The 22,141-nt window shown below is 63.7% G+C and carries 22 protein-coding genes and 2 tRNA genes; 5 read left to right on the top strand and 19 right to left on the bottom strand.

The window, feature by feature from the left end; translation table 11 throughout:
- Window positions 1-33 precede the first annotated feature (33 nt).
- On the top strand, window positions 34-216 hold the full coding sequence (locus L1277_RS04035) for a hypothetical protein (RefSeq protein WP_253375042.1): 183 nt from the start codon (window positions 34-36) through the stop codon (window positions 214-216).
- Between the two features lie 148 nt (window positions 217-364).
- Here L1277_RS04035 and L1277_RS04030 read toward each other — a convergent pair.
- Together L1277_RS04030 and L1277_RS04025 are read right to left on the bottom strand one after the other, a co-directional pair.
- Window positions 365-438: transfer RNA gene (locus L1277_RS04030), tRNA-Ile, on the bottom strand.
- Window positions 439-447: 9 nt separating this feature from the next.
- Window positions 448-1,710: a glycosyltransferase gene (locus tag L1277_RS04025; protein ID WP_253375041.1), complete on the bottom strand. Its 1,263-nt coding sequence runs from the start codon at window positions 1,708-1,710 to the stop codon at window positions 448-450.
- A gap of 263 nt (window positions 1,711-1,973) precedes the next feature.
- Between L1277_RS04025 and L1277_RS04020 the strand changes: the two genes are divergently transcribed.
- Both L1277_RS04020 and L1277_RS04015 read left to right on the top strand, forming a co-directional pair.
- A complete protein-coding gene (locus tag L1277_RS04020) occupies window positions 1,974-2,351 on the top strand; it encodes a YciI family protein (protein WP_253375040.1) in 378 nt (125 codons plus the stop codon).
- Window positions 2,333-3,583 (top strand): RNA polymerase sigma factor, encoded by a 1,251-nt coding sequence (locus L1277_RS04015; RefSeq protein WP_253375039.1) that lies wholly within the window; start codon window positions 2,333-2,335, stop codon window positions 3,581-3,583. Before L1277_RS04020 ends, L1277_RS04015 begins: the two co-directional genes overlap by 19 nt.
- A 39-nt stretch (window positions 3,584-3,622) precedes the next feature.
- Here the strand turns inward: L1277_RS04015 and L1277_RS04010 are convergent, their stop codons facing one another.
- On the bottom strand, window positions 3,623-4,549 hold the full coding sequence (locus L1277_RS04010) for a DMT family transporter (RefSeq protein WP_374110156.1): 927 nt from the start codon (window positions 4,547-4,549) through the stop codon (window positions 3,623-3,625).
- Window positions 4,550-4,591: 42 nt separating this feature from the next.
- Here L1277_RS04010 and def point away from each other — a divergent pair, with 42 nt between their 5' ends.
- Window positions 4,592-5,158: a peptide deformylase gene (gene def / locus L1277_RS04005; protein WP_253375038.1), complete on the top strand. Its 567-nt coding sequence runs from the start codon at window positions 4,592-4,594 to the stop codon at window positions 5,156-5,158.
- Window positions 5,159-5,270: 112 nt separating this feature from the next.
- Here the strand turns inward: def and L1277_RS04000 are convergent.
- From L1277_RS04000 to dusB, 5 genes are all read right to left on the bottom strand, one after another.
- Window positions 5,271-5,343: transfer RNA gene (locus tag L1277_RS04000), tRNA-Asn, on the bottom strand.
- Between the two features lie 56 nt (window positions 5,344-5,399).
- Window positions 5,400-6,245 carry an ATP-binding cassette domain-containing protein gene (locus tag L1277_RS03995; protein WP_253375037.1) on the bottom strand — a complete coding sequence of 282 codons (846 nt, stop codon included), beginning with the start codon at window positions 6,243-6,245 and terminating at the stop codon, window positions 5,400-5,402.
- A 48-nt stretch (window positions 6,246-6,293) separates the two neighbouring features.
- A complete protein-coding gene (gene dnaG / locus L1277_RS03990; RefSeq protein ID WP_253375036.1) occupies window positions 6,294-8,162 on the bottom strand; it encodes a DNA primase in 1,869 nt (622 codons plus the stop codon).
- 54 nt (window positions 8,163-8,216) lie between these two features.
- Window positions 8,217-9,485, bottom strand: coding sequence for a deoxyguanosinetriphosphate triphosphohydrolase (locus L1277_RS03985; RefSeq protein ID WP_253375035.1), 1,269 nt, complete (start codon window positions 9,483-9,485; stop codon window positions 8,217-8,219).
- A complete protein-coding gene (gene dusB, locus L1277_RS03980; RefSeq protein ID WP_253375034.1) occupies window positions 9,475-10,635 on the bottom strand; it encodes a tRNA dihydrouridine synthase DusB in 1,161 nt (386 codons plus the stop codon). Before dusB ends, L1277_RS03985 begins: the two co-directional genes overlap by 11 nt.
- A 69-nt stretch (window positions 10,636-10,704) precedes the next feature.
- Between dusB and L1277_RS03975 the strand changes: the two genes are divergently transcribed.
- Window positions 10,705-11,154: an aminoacyl-tRNA deacylase gene (locus tag L1277_RS03975; protein ID WP_253375282.1), complete on the top strand. Its 450-nt coding sequence runs from the start codon at window positions 10,705-10,707 to the stop codon at window positions 11,152-11,154.
- A 5-nt stretch (window positions 11,155-11,159) separates the two neighbouring features.
- Here L1277_RS03975 and L1277_RS03970 read toward each other — a convergent pair whose 3' ends face one another.
- The 11 genes from L1277_RS03970 to L1277_RS03920 all read right to left on the bottom strand — a co-directional run bounded on the left by L1277_RS03970 (window position 11,160) and on the right by L1277_RS03920 (window position 22,138).
- Entirely contained in the window at window positions 11,160-11,300 is a 141-nt protein-coding gene (locus tag L1277_RS03970; protein ID WP_253375033.1) for a hypothetical protein, read from the bottom strand.
- On the bottom strand, window positions 11,297-11,977 hold the full coding sequence (locus L1277_RS03965; RefSeq protein ID WP_253375032.1) for a DsbA family protein: 681 nt from the start codon (window positions 11,975-11,977) through the stop codon (window positions 11,297-11,299). Before L1277_RS03965 ends, L1277_RS03970 begins: the two co-directional genes overlap by 4 nt.
- A gap of 59 nt (window positions 11,978-12,036) precedes the next feature.
- Window positions 12,037-12,837 (bottom strand): isoprenyl transferase, encoded by an 801-nt coding sequence (locus L1277_RS03960; RefSeq protein ID WP_253375031.1) that lies wholly within the window; start codon window positions 12,835-12,837, stop codon window positions 12,037-12,039.
- 2 nt (window positions 12,838-12,839) lie between these two features.
- Complete coding sequence (recO, locus tag L1277_RS03955; protein ID WP_253375030.1) at window positions 12,840-13,574, bottom strand: DNA repair protein RecO; 735 nt, start codon at window positions 13,572-13,574, stop codon at window positions 12,840-12,842.
- 119 nt (window positions 13,575-13,693) lie between these two features.
- Window positions 13,694-15,454, bottom strand: a complete 1,761-nt coding sequence (gene leuA, locus L1277_RS03950) for a 2-isopropylmalate synthase (protein ID WP_253375029.1) — start codon at window positions 15,452-15,454, stop codon at window positions 13,694-13,696.
- A gap of 203 nt (window positions 15,455-15,657) precedes the next feature.
- A complete protein-coding gene (locus tag L1277_RS03945; protein ID WP_253375028.1) occupies window positions 15,658-17,049 on the bottom strand; it encodes an ABC transporter permease in 1,392 nt (463 codons plus the stop codon).
- On the bottom strand, window positions 17,046-17,807 hold the full coding sequence (locus tag L1277_RS03940) for an ABC transporter ATP-binding protein (protein WP_253375027.1): 762 nt from the start codon (window positions 17,805-17,807) through the stop codon (window positions 17,046-17,048). Before L1277_RS03940 ends, L1277_RS03945 begins: the two co-directional genes overlap by 4 nt.
- Window positions 17,808-17,886: 79 nt before the next feature.
- Complete coding sequence (locus L1277_RS03935) at window positions 17,887-18,576, bottom strand: response regulator transcription factor (protein ID WP_253375026.1); 690 nt, start codon at window positions 18,574-18,576, stop codon at window positions 17,887-17,889.
- Entirely contained in the window at window positions 18,573-19,775 is a 1,203-nt protein-coding gene (locus L1277_RS03930) for a sensor histidine kinase (RefSeq protein ID WP_253375025.1), read from the bottom strand. Before L1277_RS03930 ends, L1277_RS03935 begins: the two co-directional genes overlap by 4 nt.
- Before the next feature lie 84 nt (window positions 19,776-19,859).
- Window positions 19,860-20,837 carry a GTPase Era gene (gene era / locus L1277_RS03925; protein WP_253375024.1) on the bottom strand — a complete coding sequence of 326 codons (978 nt, stop codon included), beginning with the start codon at window positions 20,835-20,837 and terminating at the stop codon, window positions 19,860-19,862.
- A 2-nt stretch (window positions 20,838-20,839) separates the two neighbouring features.
- Window positions 20,840-22,138, bottom strand: a complete 1,299-nt coding sequence (locus L1277_RS03920; protein WP_253375023.1) for a hemolysin family protein — start codon at window positions 22,136-22,138, stop codon at window positions 20,840-20,842.
- Window positions 22,139-22,141 lie beyond the last annotated feature (3 nt).

The following is a 22,141-nucleotide window of genomic DNA, read 5'->3' as shown; positions in this document are numbered from 1 at the left end:
AGTCTTCTGGCTTTGCGACCCTTGGCCGCTGCGGTGGTGGAACTCAAAGGCCCCACTGACCTCGTCTCCAAAACGAGCAGACAAAAGGTCGCTAAATTCATCCTGGGCGCCGCAAACCGCATGCCCACACGGGCCGCCGACGCCTTCGAGGGTTACGGCGTGATGATTGTCGGCATCACGAAAAACGGCGTTGAAGGTGTTCCCCAGTCGAAATGAACACCTTCGCCCAAGTCAGGCCGTGCACGGTGCCAGCGGGGGCCTTCTGATGGCGTGGGCTGATGAATATTCGTTGAACAAGCGTTAAGCACATCAAGTTTCCGTCCTTTTACTCGGACAAGAAACCTGGTCATTCGATGTTTAAGTGTAGGGCGGACGGGACTTGAACCCGTGACCGACGGATTATGAGTCCGCTGCTCTAACCAGCTGAGCTACCGCCCCGAGTGGTGCCTAGTCGTCAGACACCTGGATAGGAATCGCCTCGGTAACCGGGTCGGTTACCGCTTGTCCACGATACATGCTCTCGAACGTGGCCAACGTGCGCTGGATGTCGTGCGCCTTGATCATGCTCAACGATTCTCGTTTCATGGCCGTGAGCTTGTCTTCTGACGCAGTGAGGACATCCGTCAATCGATCGGCAAGTTCCGAGACATTGCCCGGCTCGAAAAGGTAACCGTTAGCATCGTCGTGGACGAGGTGCGGCAACGCCATGGCATTTGCTGCGACCACCGGAAGACCGGATGCCATGGCCTCCATGGTCACAATGCTCTGCAGTTCTGCAATCGACGGCATGGCAAGAACCGTCGCACGCGTATACGTCGCACGGAGTTCCTCGTCACTGACGTACCCGGTGAAAATCACTCGATCACCGAGGCCGAGCTGCGCAGCGAGGTTCTCCAGGTTGCGCTTCTGGTCGCCGCCTCCGACGATCTCGAGCTTCGCATCGAGCGCCGGGTCGAGAGTGGCGAACGCCTTGATCAGGACATCGATCTGCTTTTCACCGGTAACCCGGCCGACAAACAGGATGCGGTTCTCGGTGCGCGGCTCGAAACTCGGCGTGTACATGTGGGCATCGATACCACAAGAGATCGCGTGCACTCCGGTGAGACCCGTGTACTTCTCGAGGAAATCTGCGGCTCGACGTGTCGGCGTAGTGACGGCTTCCGCCAGGCTGAGGTTTCCGCGAGCGAGCTTCCAGGCCCAGCGCACCAGGCCCTCACGGAATCGTTCGGGCAGCAGGGTGAACTCGAGTGCGTTCTCCGGCATGAGGTGGTTCGTCGCAATAATGCGAATGCCACGCTTGGCCGCCTCGTTCGACAGGCCGCGGCCCACGATGAGGTACGACTGCGAGTGGATGACGTCGGGCTTCACTGCGTCGATGATGCGCGCCGCGTTCCTGTTGACCGTCCATGGAAGCGCAAACCGCAGCCAGTCGTGCGGGTACCACCGCCAACTCGTCAAACGGTGCACGGTCATTTGCTGACCTTCGTGCGTCTCCGTCCAGGTCCCGGATTTGCGCGAAGCGGCTGGCGCCACAACGTGAACTTCATGCCCCCGCCCGACGAGCCCTGCGGCGAGACGCTCCGCGAAACGGGCAGCCCCGTTGACGTCGGGAGAGAAAGTGTCTGCACCGATGAGAATCCGAAGCGGCCTCTTGTCGGCTGCGGTCTGCGAATCTGAACCGTCGGTTGTCGAACGAACTGAATCTGGCAAGGTCGGGGGTTTCCTCCGTCATCGGCCGGAGAGAGTTCCTCCGACCACATCCCTTGGCTGGTAGCCGTCTGGGATCGATCGTGTTTATTGTATCTGCCACTCGGGGCGTGCCGCAGAATCCCGCTCGCGTGCCGCCCGTGTTTATCAGCCTCGTTGGGGGCAGATGTGGCAATTCTGTCGATCTGGAACCGGCTCGTTCGTCATCTCTATAGCGGCTGACATCAGCGGCCATTAGCCTGACCACCCAGAAGAAAGGAACTGTCATGCGATACGCACTTCTGCTCAACAATCCGGAGCCTGCAGACGCGGGAATCACCGAAGAAGACATGGAACCGGCTCGTGCCGCGTTCGATGCCTACGCCAAGGCACTCGAGAATGCGGGCGCACTCGTGACCGTCGACATCCTCCAGCCTGTTGCTGCATCGACAACGCTGACGCTCCGCAAAGGGAGCTTAGAGATTCAGGACGGCCCGTTCGCGGACACCAAAGAGCAGCTCAATGGAGTTTTCGTCATCGACGTTCCCGACCTCGACGCTGCACTCGCGTGGGCCGAAAAATGCCCGACTGCCCAGTACGGCGTGATCGAGGTGCGACCAACAGCGGTGTTCTTCGCGGACGGACAATGGCGCAACAGTCAGTAGCGGCCCGCGACGTCGTTGAGCAGGTCGCCCGCCAGTCGTACGGGCGCCTGCTCGCGCTGCTCGCTTCACCCACCGGAGACCTGACCGCAGCGGAAGATGCTCTCGCGGACGCGTTCGCACGTGCCGTGGCGGTATGGTCCCGCACCGCCGTTCCGTCCAAGCCAGAGGCCTGGATCTACACGGTGGCTCGAAACGGCCTTCGCGACTACTACCGCTCCGCCGCACACCGCACGAGCGTTCCGCTCGACAGCGCGGAATCCGCGGATACGTTTACGGACGACACGCCGTTCGACAAAATTCCCGACCAGCGCCTCGCGCTTCTCTTTACCTGTGCACATCCGGCCATAGATCCAGCCATGCGAACGCCCCTGATGCTTCACACAGTGATGGGGCTCACTGCCGAGCGCATCGCGGAGGCGTTTGTGATCCCACCAGCCACGATGGCGCAGCGTCTGGTCAGGGCGAAGAGGCGCATCCGGGACGCCGGTATCCCCTTCCGGGTTCCCGGGCGCGCCGAGATGCCGGCGCGCCTTCCGGCTGTGCTCGAGGCAATCTACGGCGTGTACGCGATCGACTGGCACGTGATCTTCGGAACAACGTTCCGCAAGTCTCTGTCTTCGGAAGCGCTCTACCTCGGCTCCTTGCTCGCTGACCTCCTGCCGAACGAGCCCGAAGTGCTGGGTCTGGCCGCACTTCTCTATTTGTCGTTGTCGCGAACGCCGGCGCGTACGGGGTCGGATGGGTCGCTCATTGCTCTGGACAATCAAGACACAACCGGGTGGGATGCTGTCGCTATCGAACGCGGAGAAAAGTACCTTCGTCACGCATATGGGGTGGGACGGATGGGTCGGTTCCAGCTGGAGGCCGCAATCCAATCCGTTCACTGCGCACGCGCGATATCCGGCTCGACTGACCAGAGTGCGCTTCGATCTCTCTATGAAGCTTTGCTTCGGATCGCACCGACGCTGGGAGCCCAAGTCGCCCACGCTGCTGTTGTGGGTGACATCGATGGCTCCGACGCAGGGCTCGCTGCCCTCGACGCGATCACACACAGCGGAGTGTCTCGATTCCAACCCGCCTGGGCGACTCGTGCTCACTTCCTTAACGAATCCGGGAAGTCGAAGGAGGCCGCTTATGCCTATGAGAAAGCCATTTCGCTGACAACGGACGCTGCGACCAGAGCCTGGCTCGCCGATCGCGCCGCTGCAGCGCGCTCCGCCGCCGAGGGGTGATCGCTATCGCGAACGAGTGGTCACCGCGACCGCAAGAAGCTACGCCTGCACTTGCGGGTGGTGACGCGCCAGCTGGAACACGCCCCACACCGCCAGGGCACCTGCGAGCGCGAACCCAAACACCGCCCACAACGGCGCCCCGCTCGCCTCATCGAGGACGACGATTCCGATCGCAACAGCCACCATGGGGTCGACAACGGTGAGACCAGCGATGACGAGATCCGGCGGACCGGATGAGTAAGCCGTTTGCACAAAGTAGGCGCCGAGCCCCGTCGCGGCGAGCAACGCAACCACACAGAGAATGGTTAGCCAGTCGAAGTTCTCGTTGACGATCCGGTTGATGACGACTTTGGCGAGCGTCGCCACGAAGCCGTAAATGATCCCCGCCGCGAGGATGAAGAAGATCGCCTTGGAACGCTTGCGGAAAAACGCGAAACCCAGCGCGAAGAGCAGCAGAACCACACCGAGCATGACCAGGATCGTGATGAGGTCGATGTCTGACACTGGTTTTTCACCACCGACGAGGGCGGCAACCGTGACGAAGAGTGCAACACCTCCGACGCATGAGCTAATCGCGATCACGCTCGCCCGGTTGAGTGTCATTTTGTAGATCCGGGCGTTGAGGACCGAGGTGATGACGAGAGCAATAGCACCGAGCGGCTGCACAATAATCAGTGGGGAAAATGCCAGCGCGCTCAACTGGAACGCGATGGCGAACCCGAGCATGAGAGTGCCGAGTACCCACGATGGTCGCGTGAGCAAAAGCTTCAGCTGACGGATGCTCAATCCGCTCGTCGCGTCTGAACCGCTGCTCGACTCGACCTTGGTCACACCGCGGTGCTGAAATTGCGCTCCGAGGGACAGGAACACCGCTCCGACAATGGCGAGGGGAATGCCGATGAGCTGGCTGGGGTTGCGAACAAACTCCGCTGTCAGGTCGTTGAAGTCGTTGTTCGCAAACATCACGTTGCGAGCCTACAACGGGCGCGAACTGGTTAGGCTCAACGAATGGCCATTCTCCCTATTCGCATCACGGGTGACCCTGTACTGCACTCCCCCGCTGAACCCGTCATCGTTTTCGACGACTCCCTCCGCCAGCTGGTTGCGGACATGTTCGAGACCATGGACGCCGCTCCGGGCGTTGGCCTCGCGGCTCCGCAGGTGGGCGTACCCCTGAGATTGTTCGTCTACGGCTACGACACCGACGAGTTCGGCCCGTGGCGGGGAGTTGTGATCAACCCCGAGCTGTGGATCACCCCACCTCCCGCCGGCGAACCGGACGAGGAAGAGGAGTCCGAGGGCTGCCTCTCGTTCCCCGGTGAGCGCTTCCCTCTCCGGCGGGCAGAGGACGCGATTGTCACCGGACTCGATCTCGACCAGAATCCCATCGAACTTCGGGTGAGCGGCTGGCGCGCCCGCATCCTGCAACACGAATACGACCATCTCGACGGGTACCTCTACGTCGACCGGCTCGGCCGGCACGACCGCAAGATCGTTGCCAAGATCACCCGCAAGATGGGCTGGGGCGTCCCCGGCGCTCAGTGGATGCCCGGGGTCGACGACCTCGAGGGATAAGTCGCCCATCACAAAAGGCGCTGTCCGCGGGAAACCCGTGGCCAGCGCCTTTTTTGTGCCGTGCACAGGCAAAGAAAAAAGGCCACAGGGGTGGAGCCCATGTGGCCTTTCGCTCCTCGACTTGGACTCGAACCAAGAACCTACCGGTTAACAGCCGATTGCTCTGCCAATTGAGCTATCGAGGAATATTTCGTTGCGTGAATACTTTACCAAAGCTTTGCGAAACACAAAATCGAGCGGGTCAGGCCGGGCGATTCGCGGTGGCGTTCGCGTGTTCATCCGCCTCCGCCAGCCCGGCGAGGAACGGATGTGGACGCTCGGTGAGGAGATCGTCGATCGGCGCTAATCCAACCATCCGGCCCTGGTGCAGCGCGGCGACGCGCCGGGTGGTGTGCCGAAGCAGAGCCAGATCGTGGCTGACCAGAATGGCCGCAAAGTTTCCTTCGAGTCGAAGCCCTTCAATCATCTCGGAGATGGATGCACGTACCGTAACGTCGATACCCGCCGTTGGTTCGTCGGCGATGAACAGGCGCGGAGACAACACGAGTGACCGCGCGATTGCCACGCGCTGCTTCTGGCCGCTGGACAGTTCGAACGGATATTTGTCCAACAGAGCGAGTGGCAACTGCACCTGGTCGAGCATCGTGGCGACGCGCAGCCCGACCGCTTTGCGGTTGTAGTGACGGTCGCGAACCAGGATCGGCTCCGCGATGATGTCTGCGACGGTGAGTTCGGGAGCAAGGCGTGCGGCCGCATCCTGAGGCAGGTAAGCCACATGGAACGTCAATTGGGTGAGCTCTTTACGACGGATGCCACGAAGTGCGTGACCAAGGACGTGTGCCTGTCCGCCGGAAATTACCGGAGCGGGATCGGTTCCGCGGGGGTTCGTAAGATCTCCGGCCAGCACTCGCGCCAGGGTGGACTTTCCCGAGCCGGTTTCACCGACCAGCCCGATGACCTCGTTCGCTCCCACACGGAGGCTGACGCCGTCCACTGCCCGGTGCGCCGGGCTGGGCCGGTGTGCCGGGTAGTCGATTGTCAGGTCGTCGACAATGGCGGCTTCGCCTGGGTGTCCCGAGGAAATCATGATTCCATCCTGCCTCATGGCGTTACGAGCCCGGGCGGACCGCGCCGATTAACCCTCGCGAAGGCTCCGCCGCTCCCCCTCGAGAGCCATCAGTTCCGCCTGAACAGCCCGGTAGCTTTCCCGCTCCCGTGGGTCAACGCGTTGGAGCCTGCCGAGGAGCTCATGCGACTGGCGGAGGAGTTCACGGTCGATCAGAGCCACCGTGATCTCGCGCACGTATGACGTGAGGTCGCGCTCGGAGCGCTCGGGAATCGGCGCCACCGCAAGCTGCTGCACCACAGCGATCATCGGCGTCGGAACCATTTCGGTCACCCGCGCGAACCACGACTCCGTGCCGAAGACCTCCATGCTCGCCGCAATCGCGTCACGGACGACGGCGAGGGTCGGGTTCACAAAGGTCGTCAGCATCGCTCGCTGCACCAACTCCCGACCCGCCAGGGCGGGGTGCTGAAGCACGGCCATGAGCGCATCGCGCTCCAGCCGAGTGGCCGGGTCGCGAGGCAAATCGCGGATCGACGGCGGACGCTCAACAACCTGGGTCGCCTGCCCCTGTCCCCCGGCCTGGCGTTGAGCAGCGCTGTCTGCGGAGGACCCTGAGTTGGCTCGCGCGGCTCGCGACACCGCAGCCTGGACCTCGGGCAGGTCGACTCCAAGGTGACGCGCCAGAACCCGTGTGTAGCCCGGCCGGAGCGATGGGTCACGAATGTCAGCGATCACCGGGGCGGCCGCCCGCAGGGCTCCGACTCGTCCTTCCACGGTTTCGAGGTCGAAATTAGCCAAGGTTTGACGAATCACGAACTCAAACATCGGCTCTTTGTTATCGACGAGTCGACGCACGGCATCGTCACCGCGGTTGAGTCGTAAGTCGCACGGGTCGAGTCCGTCCGGCGCCACGGCGACGTAGGTCTGGGCTGAGAACCGGCGCTCTTCGGCAAAGGCCCGCATGGCGGCCTTCTGGCCGGCTGCGTCGGGGTCGAAGGTAAAGATGACCTCACCGTTGACGTTGTCGTCGCCCATCACCCGGCGAAGGGTTTTGATGTGGTCAATGCCAAAGGAGGTGCCGCAGGTCGCGACCGCGGTGGTGACGCCGGCCAGGTGGCAGGCCATCACGTCGGTGTACCCCTCAACGACCACGACCCGGTGGCTGCGTGACACGTCGCGTTTGGCTAGGTCGAGCCCGTAAAGCACCTGCGCCTTGTGGTACACCGGCGTCTCCGGAGTGTTGAGGTACTTGGGTCCTTTGTCGTCGTCGAGCAGCTTGCGTGCTCCGAAACCGACGGTCTGCCCAGTGACGTCGCGGATGGGCCAGATCAGGCGCCCACGGAACCGGTCGTACACGCCGCGCTCACCCTCAGAGACCAGCCCGACCGTCGTGATTTCTTCGGTGCTGAAGCCCTTGGACCGGAGGTGCTTAGTGAGGGCGTCCCAACTTTTTGGCGCGAACCCGACCCCGAACGTGGCGGCCGCAAGGTGGTCGAACCCGCGCTCACCGAGGAAACGTCGGCCGGGGTCGGCTCCCGGTGTTGCGAGTTGTTCCTGGAAGAAAATCTCGGCAGCGGCGTTCGCGGCCAGCAACCGGGCGCGATTGCTGGAGTCGCTCGGCGCACCGCCATCTTCATAAGTGAGCTGGAAGCCGACCCGCTGTGCGAGCCGCTCAACAGCATCCGTGAAGCTGACGTGGTCCATCTTCTGCAGGAAGGAGATGGCGTCTCCGGATTCGCCGCAGCCGAAGCAGTGGTAGAAACCCAGCTGCGGGCGCACGTGGAAGCTCGGGCTTCTCTCGTCATGGAACGGGCAGAGACCCTTGAGCGAACCCACCCCGGCCGATTTGAGGCTGACGTGGTCGCCAACGATATCGGCGATGTTCGTGCGCGACTTGACCTCGTCGATGTCGCTTGAACGAATACGGCCGGCCATCCCTCTATCCTATCGAGCGGATGACCGCCAAGGCGCTTTCCACAGGCACCCCGTTCAGCGGCTCAGCGTTGCGAGGCGCTCGTGCCAGGCCAGGGCCGACTGGTCGGTGAGGCTGGCCACCTGGTCAACGATGACGCGCTTGCGAGCGGCGTCGTCCTGGGCGGCGGCCCAGTCGTCGGCGAAGCCTCGATCGAGCGCCTCAGGGCCTTGGGTGTAGAGCTCGTTGGCCAGGTCGGTGAGCACGTCGCGCTGCTTGCGGTAGATCGGCTGGCGGGAGTCGCTCGCCATCACGAACGCTGCCACCACGCCCTTCAACACGGCGATCTCGGCCGCAACGGCGTGCGGCACCACGACGCTCGCGCCGAAGCGGATCAGGCTCGACTGCGGGTAGGCCTCGCGCGTGGCCTGGGTGGCGGACTGAGCGAAGTGGCCGATCATCTGGCTGGTGAAGTTCTTGAGTTTGCCGAGGTCGCGACGCGAGCCGTCCCAGCTGGACACCCAGAGCGGGTGTGCGGCCAGGCCGTCGAACGCCTCGGCCATGTCGTCGATCGTGAAGTCCGCGCCGGCCCATGCCTGCACGGCGGCGATGAGCGACGAGTGCCCTGCCCGTGCGCTGAGGAAGGCCGGGTCGATGTACTCGTTGACGATGGCGTCTTCGAAGTCGTGCACCGAGTATGCGATGTCGTCGGAGAGGTCCATGACCTCGCTCTCAATGCAGCGCTGACGGTCGGGTGCGCCCTCGCGCAACCAGACGAACGCGTCGCTGTCGTCATCAAAGAAGCCGTACTTTGCCCGACCGCCCGGGTCGGTGACGGCTTGTGCGGCAGGCCACGGGTACTTGCAGCTCGCGTCGAGGCTCGCGCGGGTGAGGTTGAGTCCGAACGAGCGACCATCGGCACCGAACACCTTGGGTTCGAGCTTGGTCAGGATGCGGAGGGTCTGCGCGTTGCCCTCAAACCCGCCGATGTCTTCGGCCCAGGTGTTGAGTGCACGCTCACCGTTGTGGCCGAAGGGCGGGTGACCGAGGTCGTGCGCGAGGCAGGCCGTGTCGACGACATCCGGTTCGAGGCCCAGGCTGGTGGCCAGCTCCCGCCCCACCTGTGCCACCTCGAGTGAGTGCGTGAGCCGGTTGCGAGCGAAGTCGAGTCCGGCAGCGGGGCTCAACACCTGAGTCTTCGCGGCGAGGCGACGCAGGGCGCTCGAGTGCAGCAAACGGGCTCGATCGCGCGCGAAGTCCGACCGTCGTGAGGAGTGCTCTTCGGGCTGGGCCCGCTCGGCGTCGTGCTCCGAATAGGTGCCGGGCACCGGCGCGCTATCCGCCACTGGTGTCCGCCTCGGTCTCGGTGAGCGTTCCGCGACCGGCGGCACCCAGGGTGCGCGAGTCGAGCCAGCCATCGGGAAGCACCGTGCGCTTGGGGGAACCGGCGCGACCACGCTGGCCCTCCGCGTCTGCGCCCGGGTATGGAAGCGTCCAGTCGAGGGTGGCGAGCAGTTCGTCCAGCTGCTCGAGCGACTCGACGGTGGCCAGGCGAGCCCGGAGGTCTCCACCCACCGGATAGCCCTTGAAGTACCACGCGACGTGTTTACGGATATCGCGACATCCGCGTTCTTCACTTTCGAAGAATTCGGCGAGCAGTTCAGCGTGCCGGCGGAAGGTCGTCGCAACCTGGCCGAGAGTGGGTCGGAACCGGGTCTCGCTTCCCGTGAACGCGGCGGCGAGATCGCCGAAGAGCCACGGTCGGCCGAGGCAGCCGCGTCCGACCACGACGCCGTCGCAGCCGGTTTCGCTCATCATTCTGAGGGCATCTTCGCCCGACCAAATGTCGCCGTTGCCCAGGATCGGCACTCCGGTCACGGTTTCTTTGAGAGTCGCGATGGCCGACCAGTCAGCCTGTCCTGAATAGAACTCCGACGCGGTGCGTGCGTGCAGGGCGATGCTCGAGACCCCGGCACCCTCGGCGGCTTTGCCTGCTTCGAGGTAGGTGAGGTGATCGGCATCAATGCCCTTGCGCATCTTGACGGTGAGGGGAATATCGCCTGCCGCCTTCACCGCACCCTCGACGATGTCCCGAAAGAGGTCCTGTTTCCACGGCAGCGCGCTTCCACCGCCCTTGCGGGTCACCTTGGGCACCGGGCACCCGAAGTTGAGGTCAATGTGGTCGGCACGGTCTTCGGCCACCAGGATGGTCACGGCCTCCGACACAGTCTTCGGGTCGACACCGTAGAGCTGAATGCTCCTGGTCGTCTCCGATTCGTGGTGCTGGATCAGCCGCATCGTCTCCTTGTTGCGCTCAACGAGCGCGCGGGAGGTGATCATTTCGCTGACGTACAGCCCGACCCCGAACTCGCGGCAGAGCCGTCGGAACGCGGTGTTGGTGATGCCCGCCATGGGCGCGAGAACAACCGGCACGTCGAGCGACAGTGAGCCGATCGTGAGTGCCGGGGCGTGGCTTATCGTGGTTGGTAGAGACATGTCCTTCAATTCTCCCAGAAAGCGGGCAACATCGTGACCGCAGAGCCCACGGCACCCGGTGTGGATCGAATGCGAGCGGATGCCACGGCGCGCGGCCTCGACATTGACGTCGTCGCGCGTCCGGACGCGGCCAGCCTCAATGAGGCAGCATCGCTCCTTGGCATTGAACCAGGCGACATTGTGAAAACCCTCGTGGTGAAGCGACACGACGGTGATTTCCTGTTCGCGCTCGTGCCGGGCGGCCGCAAGATCTCCTGGCCGAAGCTGCGCACCCTGCTCGGCGTGAACAAACTGTCGATGCCCTCGGCCGACACCGCGTTCGAGGCGACCGGGTATCCGCGCGGCACGATCACCCCGCTCGGCAGCACAACGGCGTGGCCGGTGTACCTCGACGAGTCGGCTGGGGGGCGACGTGTCGCCCTCGGTGCCGGTGAGCACGGCTTCAGCGCTTTCGTGCAGTCCGACGAGCTCGTCGCGGCATACAACGCTGTTGTCGCCGACATCACCGACCCCGAATAAGCCGCTTAGCGACCCGAGCGGAACGCCTTCTCGACCGCTGCGGTCACCACGGCGAGGGAGGGAATCGCGCAGGAATCGCCCTCGCAACTGACGGCATCCGTTTCACCGAGAAGAGTCAGCCGCGGCCGGCTCGATTCGTCGCTCATACTGTCGCTGCTTCCGTGCGCTCGGCCCAGACCTGCTCGAGGACCTGGGCAAATGTTGCGGCCTCCTGGGCACCGGAGACGCCGTATTTGCCGTCGATCACGAAGAACGGCACGCCCTGCACGCCGTATTCCTGGGCAAGGGCCTGGTCGGCGCGAACGTCGGAGAGGAACTCGTCACTCTGCAGTGAGCGGAGCACGTCAGCGCGGTCGAGCCCAACCTCTGCGGCCAGGTCGGCCAGGTCCTCGACGCGGCCGACGTGCCTGCCCTCGGTGAAGTACGCCGCGAGGAGCCGCTCGGTGGCCTCAATTTGCTTGCCGCGAGCCTTCGCATAGTGCAACAGCTGGTGCGCCTTGACCGTGTTGGTGTGCTTGAGGATGTCGAAGTTGTAGTCGAGTCCGGCCGCCTTCGCGACGCCCGTCACGTGCTCGAGCATTCCGCGAACCTGCTCGGCCGGCATGCCCTTGTGGGTAGCCAGGAAGTCGATCTCGTCGCCATCGAAGTCCACCGGGGTGTCGGGGCTCAGCTCGTAGCTGTGGTACTCGACGATCACGTCGGGGGCGCCGTCGCCGCTCTGCTCAGCGAACGCCGCTGCGCCGGTTTCGAATTTGCGCTTGCCGATGTAGCACCAGGGGCACGCGATGTCTGACCAGATGTCGATCTTGATGGATTCACTCACACTGACGCCAACGGCATCTGTTTCGGCAGTATTCCCGCCGTCGCATGTTCGCGCAGAACTCAGCTGCCGGGTTTGTCGATGGCACCGCCGAACCGCCGGTCGCGCGAGACGTAGAGTTCGATCGCGTTCCAGAGGTCCGCCCGGGTGAAGTCCGGCCAGAGTGTATCGAGGAACACCATTTCGGCGTAGGCACTCTGCCACAGCATGAAGTTGCTCGTGCGCTGCTCGCCCGAACTGCGTACGAACAGGTCGACGTCGGGCAGATCGGGCAGGTACAACTGCCGCGCGATGGCCTTCTCGGTGATGCCGGACGGTTTCAGCGTGCCAGCAGCAACCTGCTCTGCCAGCTGCCGAACGGCATCCGTGATTTCCGTCCGACCGCCATAGTTGACGCACATGGTCAAGGTGAGTACGTCGTTGTTTTCGGTGAGTTTTTCGGCGAACTGCAATTCTTTGATGACGGATGCCCACAGCCTCGGTTTGCGCCCCGCCCAGCGCACCCGCACGCCCCACTCGTTCAACTGATCGCGGCGACGGTGCAGCACATCCCGGTTGAATCCCATGAGGAACCGGACTTCGTCGGGTGAACGGCGCCAGTTCTCGGTGGAGAACGCATAGACGGAGAGGTGCTTCACACCGATCTGGATGGCGCCGGCCACGACGTCGAGCAGCGCCGCCTCGCCGGCGCGGTGACCTTCGACCCGCGGGAGCCCTTGCCGGTTGGCCCAGCGGCCGTTGCCGTCCATCACGATAGCGACATGTTCGGGCACTCCCGCGGCTGGGACCGCCGGTGGGTAGACGCCGGTCCAGTCGAGCGGGCGAAACGGGACGGCGTCTTTGTGCGTGAATGGCTTCGGCAACGTTACTGTGCTCGCTCTCGTGACACGTGAATGAGGGATCGGAGGCCACGCTCGAGGTGCCACTGTGTATACGCGGCGACCACTCCGCTCGCGCGGGACCGGAGGGAATCATCGCTCGCATCGGCGGCGGCCCAGTCACCGGTGAGCAGTGCGGCGAGGAGGGTGATGACCGACGGCTCGAGCCGCGGGCTGCCCGGCGGGGAACAGGCGTCACACACCACTCCACCGAGCTGCACCACCATGTGCTGGTGCGGGCCGGGGGCCTGGCAGCGGGCACAGTCGAAGAAGCTCGGTGCCCAGCCGGCCAACGAGAGCGAGCGCAGCAGGTAGGAGTCGAGGATCAGGGTGGCGTCGTGGTCGTGGCGGGACAGTGCACGCAAGGCGCCGACGAGCAACAGATACTGCTGCAGCGAGCCCTCGGACTCCGTGAGCTTGTCGGCGGTTTCGACCATGACCGTTGCGGCGGTATAGCTCGCGTAGTCGGCGGCGATCAGCGCCCCGTATGACGCGAGCGTCTCAGCCTGGTTGATGACGTCGAGCGAGCGGCCCTCGTAGAGCTGGAGGTCAGCGACCATGAACGGCTCGAGGCGCGCACCGAACTTGGAACCGGTGCGACGAACACCCTTGGCGACCGCCCGCACCTTGCCGTGCTCACGGGTGAGCAGGGTCACGATGCGGTCGGCTTCACCCAGCTTGTGGGTACGGAGCACAACTCCTTCATCGCGGTAAACGGGCACAGTCCAGTATCTCGCGTCCCGGCTGAACGAACGCTCCCCCACCCGCGCGCCCTCGGCGAACAGCCAAGCCCTCCCGCCGCAGTGTTGCGATGGGAGGGCTTGGCAGGTGCGTTTCGCGGTTAGACGCCGGCCAGTTCGCGGTCGGGGGCGGCGCTGCGGATGGCGCGGTTCACTGCGGAGACCACAGCCTTGAGCGACGCCGTCGAGATGTCGGCGTCGATCCCGACGCCCCAGAGTCGACGGTCACCGACTTGAAGTTCAACGTAGGAGGCTGCTTGCGCGTCCCCGGATGCGCTGAGCGCGTGTTCGACGTAGTCGTACAGTGTGACGTCGATGCCCCGATCGCGCATCACCGTGAGGAAGGCGGCGATCGGACCGTTGCCCGTCGCCGTCGCCTCGGAGACTGTGTCACCATCCCGCAGGTCGATGCTGAGCTCGACCGCGCCGGCGAGCCGGCTGGAGGTGCGGGTGCCCTGAAGCTCGAACCGTCCCCACTTTTCGGTTTCACTGGGCGAGGGCAGGTATTCGTCCTGGAAGATGTCCCAGATGGCGTCGCTCGTGAACTCGCCGCCCTGTTCGTCGGTACGAGTCTGAACCACTCCAGAGAACTCGATCTGCAGTTTGCGCGGCAGGTCGAGAGCGTGGTCGGCCTTGAGCAGGTAGGCGACTCCACCTTTACCTGATTGCGAGTTCACCCGGATCACGGCCTCGTAATTGCGTCCGAGGTCCTTCGGATCGACCGGGAGGTACGGCACAGCCCAGGTGAGCTCGTTGACGTCCTTGCCCTGCGCGGCTGCGTCCGCGGCCATGGCCTCGAAGCCTTTCTTAATGGCGTCCTGGTGCGACCCGCTGAACGCGGTAAAGACCAGATCGCCGGCCCATGGGCTGCGCTCATGCACCGACAACTGGGTGCAGTACTCGGCGGTGCGCTTGACCTCATCGATGTCGCTGAAGTCGATTTGCGGATCGATTCCCTGGGTGAACAGGTTGATTCCGAGGGCAACCAGGTCGACGTTTCCTGTGCGCTCACCGTTGCCGAACAGGCAACCTTCGATGCGGTCGGCGCCGGCCATGTAGCCGAGTTCTGCTGCCGCGACCGCAGTGCCGCGGTCGTTGTGCGGGTGCAGCGAGATCAGCACGTTCTCGCGGTGGTTGAGGTGTCGACCCATCCACTCGATCGAGTCGGCATAGACGTTCGGCGTTGCCATTTCGACGGTCGACGGCAGGTTGATGATGACCTTGCGCTCGGGCGTCGGCTCGAAGATCTCGAGCACCTGGTTGCAGACGTCAACCGCGTATTCAAGTTCGGTGCCGGTGTAGCTCTCTGGTGAGTACTCGTAGTAGACGGTCGTGTCAGGGATGGTCTTTTCCATCTCGCGGCACTTGCGGGCGCCGTGCAACGCAATGTCGATGATGCCCTGCTTGTCTGACCGGAAGACCACCTCGCGCTGCAGAACGCTCGTCGAGTTGTAGAGGTGAACGATGGCCTGCTTCGCCCCGGCAATCGACTCATAGGTACGTTCGATGAGGTGGTCGCGTGCCTGGGTGAGGACCTGGATGGTCACGTCATGGGGGATCGCGTTTTCCTCGATGAGGCTGCGCACGAAGTCGAAGTCGGTCTGGCTGGCGCTCGGGAAGCCGACCTCGATTTCCTTGTAGCCCATCTTGACGAGCAGGTCGAACATGATCCGCTTGCGCTCAGGGCTCATCGGGTCGATGAGGGCCTGGTTGCCGTCACGGAGGTCGACGGCGCACCAGCGGGGTGCGGTCGTGATGCGCTTGTCTGGCCAGGTGCGGTCAGGAAGGCTAACGGTGAATGTGTCCTGGTACGGGGTGTACTTGTGGATCGGCATGCCCGACGGGGTCTGGGTATTTTGCATTGTTTCTTCTCCTCGCAACGTGATGTTCAGCCAACGATGAACTCCGCGACGAGAGGGCTAATGAGCTAAGCCTCGTCGCGGCAGCTAAGGAGGAGGGCACCGAACAACACAGAAACAGGCTAACACCGTTCGGCGGGGGCTCGCACCGGTTCTGTGCAATTTGACGTCGAGACCCCGCCTGAGGTGAAGAATTGCTCGGTGAGTCACTCCACAGCGAGGGCGGCAACGGGCGAGATGCGTGTTGCGCGGCGCGCCGGAGCTACCGATGCGGCAGCGGCGAGGACGGCGGCCGCGACGGCCGATAGCCCCAGAACCAGCCATGGCACTGCGGGGAGAGCAAAGCCCCCGCCGAGGATGGACCCGAGGAGAGCCTGCGCGCCTGCCCAGCCGTACAGGATCCCGAGGATGAGCCCGAACCCGACCGCAGCGAGCGTCATCTGAGCGCTCTCCGCGAGAATCATCAATCGAATTTGAGCTTTGGTGAAGCCCAGGGCCCGCAGCAGCCCGAGTTCGCGGCGGCGCTGCAACACGCTCAGCGACAGGTTGTTCACCATGCCGACCGCCGCGATGATCGCAGAGAAGCCGAAGAGAACGGCGAAGACAGTGATCGTCAGCGCGAGGATCTGGTCGCTGTCCCCGTAGTCCGCCGGGTACGCCTCCCGGCTCCGCTGAATAACGTCGTAGTAATTCTGTGCAGCGACCGCGAACATGGTCACGAGCGTCACCCCGATGACCAGCCCGATGGTGGTCCGTGCCGAACGAGCGGGGTTGCGCACAGCATTGGCCGCAGCGATACGAGCAGCCGGTGATCGACCAAGGAGGCGACCCATTCCGTGTAGCAGCGGCGGCATGAACACCGGCGCCGCCAGGACGATGCCGGTAAACGACAGGATTCCTCCGAGCATGCCGACAAGGACACCGAGCATGCTGATCAATCCGAGCGCAACTCCCGCGGCCAGCAGAAACAGGCCGAGCGCGATCAGGGTGTACGCGATCCCGTTCCGCAGCGGGCGGTGGGTTGCCTCTTCGCGGGACGGTTCGACGGATGCGGCAGCCGCCTGGATCGGCGTCACCTCGAGGACCCGGCGGGATCCGACCCAGGCTGCGAGCCAGGTGACGAGCGCCACCGCGACGACGGGGCCGACAAGTCCAGGTGAGATAAGACCGTAATCCGCCTGCGGAATGCGGTCGGCGGCGATGCCGAGGGTGACGCTGACACCGGTGAGTGCCATGCCCACCGCCAGGCCGGCGATGGCACCGAGCAAGCCGATAACGAGACCGTCGACGGCGATCTGGGTGCGAAGGCGGGACGCGCTCGATCCGATGAGTCGGAACAACGCGAGCTCGCGAGTTCGCCCGGCGATGACGGTGCTCACCGTGTTCGTGGTGACCAGTCCGCCCACAAAGATCGCAATGCCGAAGAACACGAGAGAGACAAGCCCTAACGCAACCTTCACCGCGTTCTTGGCTCCAATGTCGTCGCCCGCAATGAGGGTGGTGAGAACGGCGGTGCCCTGAACGAGGATGGTGCCGAAAGCGCCGGAGAGCGCGGCCACCAGGAAGGTGGATGCGTATCGACGGATGCGCTGGATCATGACCGGCTCTCCATGCCCAGCATGAAGCTCGAAATCGCCTCGGGCGATTCTTTGCCCAGCTCGTGCACGATTCGCCCGTCGGCCAGGATGAGCGTGCGGTCGGCATAACTCGCGGCGATCGGGTCGTGGGTGACCATGGCGATGGACTGGCCGAACTGCGTGCAGGCGTCCGCGAGAAGAGCCAACACCTCACGGCCGGTGCGAGAGTCGAGGTTTCCGGTCGGCTCGTCGGCAAAGACCAGGTCGGGCCGGGTCGCAAGTGCGCGCGCGATGGCCACGCGTTGTTGCTGCCCTCCGCTGAGCTGGTGCGGTCGATGGGTCAACCGCCCGGTGAGCCCGAGCGCTTCACACAGGGTCGCGATCCAGGCTTCCTCATCCGCCGTCGGCGCACGCCCGTCGAGCTCGAAAGGAAGGACGATGTTTGACCGGGCGTCGAGCGTCGGGACAAGGTTGAAGGACTGGAAGACAAAGCCGATCCGCCTCCGGCGCAGCCGGGTGACCGCGGTATCGTCGAGGTTCGTGATATCGGTATCGCCCAACCATGCGGAACCCGATGTGGGCTGGTCAAGCCCCGCCATGATGTGCATGAGTGTCGATTTACCCGAACCGCTCGGCCCCATGATGGCGGTGAACTGGCCGCGTCGAATGCCGATCGATACGTTGTCGAGGGCCACAACGGCACCCTGACCGTCGCCGAATCGTTTGCTGACGTTGCTCACACGCGCCGCGAGGCCCATGTCTGATGTCGTAATTCTCATAACATCAGGCTAGAAAGCGGATGTCTGCCCTCGCGTCGGCATTGAGAGTGACGGTCGTCATCCTCCCGGATGATTCCCGCTATGCGCGTGCCGCATCAGGCGTGATGAGGCCGTGCTCGTAAGCGTAAATGACGAGCTGCACGCGGTCGCGCAGGTGCAACTTGCCGAGGACCCGCGAGATGTGCGTCTTGACGGTTGCCTCACTGAGGAATTCCCCGGCCGCGATCTCTGCGTTGCTCAGGCCGCGGGCGGCCAGCGCGAAGATGCCCTGCTCGCGTGTGGTGAGGTTCCCGAATTCGGCGGGCACCGGCCGGGTGGGTGTGCGTGAGCCGAAGTGGCTGAACAGAGCGCGAGTGGCGCTCGGGGCGATCACGGCGTTTCCGGCGTGCACCGTGCGAATTGCCGCCAGGAGGAAGCCCGGTTGGGTGTCCTTGAGCAGGAAACCGCTCGCACCGTGCCGCAGCGCGTGCGCTGCCCCTTCATCAAGGTCGAATGTGGTGAGAACGATGATGCGCGGCGGCACCGTGCCGGCGGCATCCGCTGCGTCAAGAATGGCGATTGTGGACTGAATGCCGTCCATGACCGGCATGCGCACATCCATGAGGATGACATCAGGACGAGTTTCTTCGGCCAGCCGGATGGCCGCCTGACCGTCGCCGGCTTCACCGACGAACTCGAAGTCGGGCTGGGAGCCGACAAGCATGCGGATGCCTGCCCGAAACAGCTCCTGGTCATCGACAAGCGCGACCCGGATTTTGTCGTCGCTCATCGCGCGACTCCGCCGTAAGCGGGGAAGGGAACAGGAACATACGCGGTCACAACAAATCGTCCATTCTCAATCTTCTCGGCGGTCAGCCAGCCACCAACCAGGGCGGCGCGCTCTCGCATTCCCGGAACACCGTGCCCAAATCCGTCACCCTGAGGGGGAACGGATGCCACGGTGTTATCCACACGGACGGAAACCCCGGCATCCTGCCAGGCCATGTCGACCGCAACAGGTTCGAACCGGTTGCCGTGGCGAAGTGCGTTCGTCAGCGCCTCCTGAAGAATGCGATAGACCGAGATTTGATGTCCGGTCGGCAGCGGTTGCTCATCGCCGGAGGTTGTGACGCGAACATCGAGGCCGGCACCACGCATCTGCTCGAACAAGGCGTCAAGGTCGGTGAGCAGCGGTTGCGGGCCCTCACCCTGTCGGTGCCGCAGTTCGGCGAGGAGCAGTCGCACATCGCCGAGCGCGCCTCGAGCGGTGTCGGCGATTGTCGCCAGGGTGGTGTCCATGGCCTCGGCATTGCCGATGTGCGCGTAACGCGCGCCGTCGGCCTGCGCGATCACGACGGCGAGTGAGTGAGCCACGACGTCGTGCATGTCACGGGCGATCCGGTTGCGCTCCTGTTCGACGACGACACTCTGCTGAGCCAGGCGCTGCTCCTCCTGCGCCTGGCGTCGACGTGCACTCTCAGCCTTCGCTGACTGCGCCGTGCGAACGAGAAGTCCGATGGTCCAACACAGTACGAAAATGAAGATCGCGGCGACCGAGCCGAGGAGCGAGCTCAGCACCACTCCAGAGAGTTCGCTCAATCGGGTCAGGTCGTACCCGCTCGCGAGGTAAAACAGCGACATGTACGTCGCCGCCAGTATTCCTCCGCCGATCGCCGAGGCTAGGCCCGCCCAGCGCACCCATGCTTCCCCGTAGCAACCCGTTGCGTACAGCACCGCGAGGATGGCCATATTGGAAACCACAGGTTCTAAGCCGCTAGTGAGCTGCACCGCGACGCTGACCCAGGCGACCGCGAGTGCGAGGCCGGGCGAGACTCGGCGAAGAGCCAGTGCGAGCGTCATGCCCATCACGACGATCACGATAGGCATGCCGTCGGTGTAGGTCAGGTCGATGGAGCTGACCACAAGTCCGAACAACGCGGCGACAACGATGTCGACGGTGATTTGCGGCGGCGAGAGTCGACGGAACATAGTTCAACGCTAGTTCGTCACGCCGCCGCCGCAGCTCCATTGCGCGCTCAGGAGCGGGAAATCATCCTTCAGATGTATGCCGGATCAGAACCCCAGGCGCCCCAGCAACTTCGGATCGCGCTGCCAGTCTTTCGCCACCTTGACACGGAGCGACAGGAACACTTGCTTCCCAACGAGCTTCTCGATCGGAATGCGGGCCTGCTGGCCAACGTCGCGCAGGCGGGATCCGCCCTTGCCGATGATGATCGCCTTCTGGCTGTCGCGCTCGACGAAGATGTTTGCGTAAATGTCGACGATCTCTTTATCGTCGCGCTCAATCATGTCGTCGATGGTCACTGCGATGGAGTGCGGAAGTTCGTCGCGCACCCCCTCGAGTGATGCCTCACGAATGTACTCCGCGACGCGGTCCTCAAGGACCTCGTCGGTCACGGCATCTGCCGGGTACAGGGCTGCGTCGGAGGTCGGCATCAGGGCAAGTAGTTCACGGACGAGGATGTCCAGCTGAAGATCGTTGGTGGCAGAGACCGGGATGATGAGGTCCCAGTTCCGAAGTTCTTGGATCGCCGCGAGCTGTTCTGCCGTTGTGGGGCGCGGAGCCGCATCGATTTTCGTCACGATGGCCACCTTCTTGGCCCGCGGATATTGGTCGAGCTGCTCGTTGATGAACTTGTCGCCCGGGCCGATCTTCTCGTTCGCCGGCACGCACAGGCCGATGACATCGACATCGCTCAGCGTGGTCTGGACGAGGTCGTTCAGCCGTTCGCCGAGGAGAGTCCGTGGGCGGTGGATGCCCGGGGTGTCGACGATGATGAGCTGGCCGGACTTGTCGTGGACGATTCCACGAATGGCCTTTCGTGTCGTCTGGGGCTTCGAACTCGTGATGGCAACTTTTTCGCCCACGAGGGCGTTGGTCAGCGTCGATTTGCCGACGTTGGGACGACCGACGAAGGACACGAAGCCGGCACGGTATCCGTTGTCGGGGAGAACCTCCGGTTCCGGCTGGGTGTGCTCGATTTGTGTGTCCGGCGCGGTTTCGTCGCCGGTCTGATCGTCATGTGCCATGACTACTTCTCCTCTGATTGGTTGAAAGATTGCTGCACGTCTCGAAGCGCTTCGCTGCGCTCAACGAGGATGGTGCTGACGCCTTTCCGGCGTCCCTCGGTTCGCTCGGCCGTCAGAACGAGGCCGTCGGTCTCGACACGCGAACCAGCAACGGGCAAGCGCCCGAGCAGTTTGGTGAGCAGCCCGCCCACTGAGTCCACTTCGTCGTCGTCGAGTTCGAGGTCAAAGAGTTCGCCGAGTTCGTCGACGGCAAGCCGGGCGTTGACTCGGTAGCGACCGTCGGGCAGCTGCTCCACGTCGCGGCTGTCCGCGTCGTACTCGTCGGAGATCTCTCCAACGAGTTCCTCCAAAAGGTCTTCCAGGGTGACCAGACCGGCGATTCCGCCGTATTCGTCAACAACCATGGCGAGGTGATTCGACTCCAGTTGCATCTGTTGCAGGAGAGAGTCTGCCTTCTTCGACTCCGGGACGAAGAGCGCTTCACGGGCGAGACTTTGGACGGTGACGCTGTTCGCCTTTTCGTCGCCCTCGTGAACGAGCCGTACGACATCCTTGAGGTAGAGGATGCCCACGACCTCGTCGACCTCTCCGTCGGTGACCGGAACCCGGGATACGCCGGTGCGAAGGAAGAGGCTCATGGCCTGTTGGACGGTCACCGATGCGTCGACCGTGACCATGTCGGTGCGCGGGATCATGACCTCGCGCACCACTGTCTCGTTGAACTCGAAGATGCTGTGGATGAGCTCGCGGTCGTCCTCTTCAAGGACATCGAGTTCGGTCGCCTCATCCACCATGCTGAGCAGTTGCTCTTCGCTGGAGAATGACGCGTTGCGGGCCACACCGGGCGTCACGCGATTACCCAGGGCGACAAGAGCGTCAGCGAGTGGTCCCAGGAGAACTCGGATGAACCGAACGAGGGGCCCGGCGAGCCGGAGGATCGTGTCAGCGTGAGTTCGGCCGTAGCTGCGTGGGCTCGCGCCCACCAGGACGAAGGACACAGCGGTCATGATGAGCGCCGAGAGCAGCAGCACGAGCCACTGGCTCTCGAGGCTGAACGCGAACGCGAGCGTGACGAGGACAGCCGCTGTCGTTTCGGCAAGGATACGGATGAAGTTGACGGCGTTGAGGTGTGCGTTCGGGTCATCCGCGATCCCCTGCAGGGCCGCCGGACGACGGGAGTTGGCCGCGAGTTCGGCGATGTCCGCCCGCGACTTGACGCCAATGGCAGCGTCGACAGACGCCATGAGTCCACCGAAGGCGACGAGCAGAATCGCTCCGGCGATGAACCAGAAAAGGGTCATGGT

It is taken from the genome of Okibacterium sp. HSC-33S16 (assembly GCF_024171565.1).
Lineage (GTDB): Bacteria > Actinomycetota > Actinomycetes > Actinomycetales > Microbacteriaceae > Mycetocola_A.
The sequence above is the reverse complement of the archived record's forward strand: the minus strand, read 5'-3'. Positions and strand labels throughout refer to the sequence as shown.